Genomic DNA, 4,417 nt, shown 5'->3' on the forward strand with positions numbered 1-4,417 from the left:
GGAGACATCCTTCTCCTGGGGACCCGTTCCCTCTTCCCGCCTCCCTTTTCCTGGCGGCTGGAAGGGGGGGGGGGGGTCAGACATGCTCTGTTGCCCCCCCGCCCCTTCGTCGTTCGTCCGGTGGTCAGGCTCAGGTGCTCAGGCGCCGGTCACCCGAATCGGCCCGACACGTAGTCCTCGGTGGCCTGCTGCGACGGCGTCGAGAAGATCGTGGACGTCTCGTTCATCTCGATCAGGCGGCCCGGCTTGCCCGTGCCCGCGATGTTGAAGAACGCCGTGCGGTCGCTGACGCGAGCCGCCTGCTGCATGTTGTGGGTCACGATGACGATCGTGTAGTCCTGCTTCAGCTCCCCGATGAGGTCCTCGATCGCGAGGGTCGAGATGGGGTCGAGGGCGGAGCAGGGCTCGTCCATGAGCAGCACCTGCGGCTTCACCGCGATGGCGCGGGCGATGCACAGCCGCTGCTGCTGCCCTCCCGACAGGCCCGACCCCGGGCGGTCGAGGCGGTCCTTGACCTCGTTCCACAGGTTGGCGCCGCGCAGCGAGGTCTCGACGAGCTCCTCGGCCGCCGCCTTGCCGAGGCGCCGGTTGTTGAGGCGCACGCCCGCGAGCACGTTGTCGCGGATCGACATCGTCGGGAACGGGTTGGGCCGCTGGAAGACCATCCCCACGTTGCGTCGCACGGCCACCGGGTCGATGTCGTCGCCGTACAGGTCGACGCCCTCCATCTCGACCGTGCCCTCCACGCGGGCGCCCGGGATCACCTCGTGCATCCGGTTGAGCGTGCGCAGGAAGGTCGACTTGCCGCACCCGGACGGGCCGATGAACGCCGTCACCGACTTCGGGTCGATCGTCATCGACACGTCCTGCACGGCGAGGAAGTCGCCGTAGTAGATGTTGAGGTCCTTCACGTCGATGCGCTGTGCCATCGTCTGTCTCTTTTCGGTGTGGCTGCGGCGGGCGGCGGCTGCGGGTCAGCGCAGCTTCGGGGAGAACCAGCGGTTCACCAGCCGGCCGATGAGGTTGAGGGCGAGCACCAGGACGATCAGCACGAGCGCCGCGCCCCACGCGTTCTGGATCGCGATGTCGGGGACGCACGTGGCCGACGCGCCGCCGGGGCACGTCGCCAGGCCCTGGCTGTACTGGCGGTAGGCGAAGACCGGCAGCGTCATCATGCGGCCCTCGAAGGGGTCGAAGTTGATGGAGTCGGTGACGCCCACGGTGACGAGCAGCGGCGCCGTCTCGCCGATCACGCGGGCGATGGCGAGCAGGATGCCCGTCGTCAGGCCGGCGACCGACGTGCGGAGCACGACCTTGACGATCGTCAGCCACTTCGGCACGCCGAGGGCGTAGGACGCCTCGCGCAGCTCGTGCGGGACGAGCTTGAGCATCTCCTCGCAGGACCGGACCACCACCGGGATCATCAGCACCGACAGGGCGACGGCGCCGATGACGCCCATCCGCACCCCCGGCCCGAGGATCAGGGTGAACAGCGAGACGGCGAAGAGGCCGGCCACGATGGACGGGATGCCCGTCATGACGTCGATGAAGAATGTCACCGAGCGGGCGAGCGCGCCCTTGCCGTACTCCACCAGGTAGATGGCGGTGAGCAGGCCGATCGGCACCGAGATCACCGTGGCCAGGGCCGTGATGATCAGCGTGCCGACGATGGCGTGGTAGATGCCGCCGCTCGGGTCGCCGCCGAAGATGTTGCGCATCGACAGCGTCAGGAAGTCCATGCTGATGCGGCCGACGCCGTTGCTCAGCACGGTCCAGATCAGCGAGACCAGCGGGGCCATCGCGACGACGAACGCGCCCCAGATCAGGACCGTCATCGTGCGGTCCTTGCGGCGCCGGGCGCCGTCCGCGCCGGTCAGCGCGGCCCGCGTGCGCGCGGTGGCCTCGGCAGGGCCGGTGGGGCCGACGGGGTCGACGGTGGTGGTGCTCATCAGTTGGCCCCCGAGAATTCCTTGCGCCGCGCCACGATCGCGCGCGCGCCCATGTTGACGGCCAGCGTGATGACGAACAGCACGAGGCCGGTGGCGATCAGCGTGTTCACCGCGAGGCCGCTCGCCTCCGGGAAGTCGAGCGCGATGTACGCGGCGATGGTCTGCTGCTGCGCGCTGTCGAGGATCCGGAAGGAGTACAGGAACCCGGGCGACAGGATCATGAGGACCGCCATCGTCTCGCCGAGGGCGCGGCCCAGGCCGAGCATCGCGGCCGAGATCACTCCCGACCGGCCGAACGGCAGCACCGCGGTCCTCACCATCTCCCAGCGGGTCGCGCCGAGCGCGAGCGCCGCCTCCTCGTGGAGCTTCGGCGTCTGCAGGAAGACCTCGCGGGCGACGGCGGTGATGATCGGCAGGATCATCACCGCGAGGACGACGGCCACCGTCGCCAGCACGCGGGAGGTGGGCGACACCGGGCCGGCGAAGAGCGGGAACCAGCCGAGGACCGAGCTGAGCCACTCCCACAGCGGCAGCGCCGCCGGGCCGAGCACGTAGATGCCCCACAGGCCGTAGATGACCGACGGGACCGCGGCGAGCAGGTCGACCAGGTAGCCGAGCACCTGGGACAGCTTCGGCGGCGCGTAGTGCGAGATGAACAGCGCGATCCCCATCGCGACCGGGGTGGCGAGCGCGAGGGCGAGGGCAGCCGCGAGCAGGGTGCCGAACACGAGCGGTCCGACGTACTCGAGCAGCGACGTGTCGTTCGGGTAGCGCGGCACCGACGCGGCCAGCTCGTCCGAGCCGGCCGTCAGGGCGGGCCACGCCTGCTGCAGCAGGAAGACCGCGACGGCGGCCAGCACCGCCAGGATGAGGACGCCCGCACCGACGGCGATCCAGCGGAAGGCCCGGTTGAAGCCGCGGTCGGTCGTGCGGCGTCGGCGTCGCGGGCGTCCCGGCACCCGCTCGGCGGGCGGGCTGGCGGTGGTGGTCACTCGTGCTCCTCGTTCTCCTGCTGTGGGTGATGCCGCCGGCCGGGCCCAGGGGCCCGACCGGCGGCAGGCTCGACCGGCGGCGTTCTCCCGACCGCGCCGGTCCGTGCCCGGTCAGGCGGCCTTGATCGCCTCGATCGACGGCAGGACCGCGTCGCGGATGGCCGAGGACACCGGCGCCGAGCCCGCGGCGTCGGCCGCGACCTTCTGGCCGTCCTCGCTCACGATGTAGGACAGGTAGCCCTTGACCAGGTCCGCCTGCGCCTGGTCGGCGTAGGTGCCGCAGGCCAGCAGGTAGGAGACCAGGACGACCGGGTAGGCGCCCGCGACGTCGCGCTTGAGGTCGATCGAGTACACGCCGTCGGCGGTGCCCTCGGCACGCGGCGACTGGGCGACGACCTCGGAGGCCGCCTCGGCGCTGTACGGGACGAACTCGTCGCCGACGCCGACCGCCACGGTGCCGAGGCCGGAGACCTGCGACGCGTCGGCGTAGGTGATGGTGCCCTCGCCCGACTGCGCGGCCGAGACCACCCCGGAAGTGCCCTGCGCGGACTCCTGGCCCTCGATCGGCCACACGCCGTCGGGCTCGTGCTCCCACGCCTGCGGGGCGGCCTCGGAGAGGTACGCCTGGAAGTTCTCGGTGGTGCCCGAGTCGTCCGAGCGGTGCACCACGGTGATGGCGGTGTCCGGCAGGTCGGCGTCGGGGTTGTCGGCGGCGATCGCGTCGTCGTTCCAGGCCTTGATCTTGCCCGAGAAGATGTTCGCGATGACCTCCGGCTTGAGGTTCAGCGAGTCGATGCCCTTCAGGTTGAAGGCCACGGCGATCGGGCTGATGTAGCCCGGGAACTCGATGACGCCGCCGTCGCCGCACTGGGCCTCGGCCGCCGTCATCTCGTCGTCGTCCAGCGCCGCGTCGGAGCCGGCGAAGCCGTAGGAGCCGTCGGTGAAGCCGGTGCGGCCGCCGCCGGAGCCGACCGGGTCGTAGTTGACGGTGACGTCGGGGTTGGCCGTCTGGAAGCCGGCGCGCCAGGCCTCCTGGGCCGACTCCTGCGAGGAGGCTCCGCCACCGCTGAGCTCACCGGAGAGGGTGGAGGTGCTGCCCTCCGTCGAGCCGTCGGTGGAGGCCGCGCCCGGCGTCGCCGGGTCCGAGCCGCACGCGGCGAGGGTCAGGGCAAGCGCGCCGACCGCGACGGCGGATCCAGCACGGGAGAATCGGCTGAGCTTCACGTCTCGTTCCATCCTGTTCACACGGAGTGGCACCGGCGATGCGCCGGCGTTCGTCAGGAACGCTAAGGAGGCAAGGTGGCCCGGGGCCCAGGAGCAGGTGAACGAGGGGTGAACAGTGGCGGGCGGCTGGTCACCAGCCGCCGGGGTGGTGCGAGAAGAGCCGAGGTAGTGCGAAAGATCGCGAGGTAGTTCGTCCCCTTGGTCGGGGTGCCACGGGCGCGCCGTGGCGAACTACCTCGCGATCTTTCGCAC

The 4,417-nt window shown here is 70.9% G+C and carries 4 protein-coding genes; all 4 read right to left on the minus strand.

Annotated elements, in window-relative coordinates:
• Positions 1–149 precede the first annotated feature (149 nt).
• Positions 150–929, minus strand: a complete 780-nt coding sequence (pstB, locus tag ACWF41_RS12945) for a phosphate ABC transporter ATP-binding protein PstB (protein ID WP_380327000.1) — start codon at positions 927–929, stop codon at positions 150–152.
• A 45-nt stretch (positions 930–974) separates the two neighbouring features.
• The gene (gene pstA, locus ACWF41_RS12950) at positions 975–1,949 is read right to left on the minus strand and encodes a phosphate ABC transporter permease PstA (protein WP_380326997.1); all 975 of its coding nucleotides are present in this window, start codon (positions 1,947–1,949) and stop codon (positions 975–977) included.
• Positions 1,949–2,941, minus strand: a complete 993-nt coding sequence (pstC, locus tag ACWF41_RS12955) for a phosphate ABC transporter permease subunit PstC (RefSeq protein ID WP_380326994.1) — start codon at positions 2,939–2,941, stop codon at positions 1,949–1,951. The genes pstA and pstC overlap by 1 nt, the downstream gene beginning before the upstream one ends.
• Positions 2,942–3,052: 111 nt before the next feature.
• Positions 3,053–4,165, minus strand: coding sequence for a phosphate ABC transporter substrate-binding protein PstS (locus ACWF41_RS12960; RefSeq protein ID WP_380327171.1), 1,113 nt, complete (start codon positions 4,163–4,165; stop codon positions 3,053–3,055).
• Positions 4,166–4,417: the final 252 nt, after the last annotated feature.

The organism is Isoptericola sp. NPDC055063 (assembly GCF_053608125.1).